Origin of the sequence: Uliginosibacterium silvisoli, from assembly GCF_036017035.1 — a bacterium.
In the GTDB taxonomy this organism is placed as follows: domain Bacteria; phylum Pseudomonadota; class Gammaproteobacteria; order Burkholderiales; family Rhodocyclaceae; genus Viridibacterium; species Viridibacterium silvisoli.
Genome location: NZ_JAYXHS010000009.1, coordinates 1 through 524, shown reverse-complemented (window position 1 = coordinate 524; position 524 = coordinate 1). Strand labels below are relative to the sequence as shown.

Sequence of the window (524 nt, the reverse complement as noted above, 5' to 3'; positions counted from 1 at the left end):
GCCGGGATGGTGACACTCACCACACCGGTGTAATCCGTGCCGTTCGACGCAGTGCCCGTGTAAGTCAGATTCACGGTAACCGGCGTGACTGCAGCCTGGCCCAGCGAGACCGTGTAGTTGCCCGTTGCCACACCTTCGACAACCGTTGCCGGGCCGGTGATGCTGACCAGCACCGTGTCGGGAGTAGCTTCGTCGGAGATGGTGGTCGTGACGGAGTTCGATGCAGGGTTGGCAGCAATCGCTTCGAAGCCACCGCCCGTGATCGAGCCGAGCGACACGATGATGGTTTCACCGGAGTCGGCCAGCGCATCGTCGATGGTTGCGAGGCTGAAAGTCGCGCTGCTTGCACCTGCCGGGATCGTGACGCTCACTACGCCGGTGTAGTCCGTACCGTTGCTCGCAGTACCGGTGTAGGTCAGGTTGACTGTCACGGCGGTGTAGGCCGCTTGACCGAGGCTCACCGTGAAGTTGCCCGTGGCGGCGCCTTCGATGACAGACGATGGGCCGGTGATGCTCACCAGCAC

1 protein-coding gene is annotated in these 524 nt (G+C 63.0%); it reads right to left on the bottom strand.

Annotated features, from left to right (window positions below):
- Positions 1 to 524, bottom strand: a 524-nt coding sequence (locus VVD49_RS21780) for an immunoglobulin-like domain-containing protein (RefSeq protein ID WP_327601350.1), incomplete at both ends; no start/stop codon positions are given.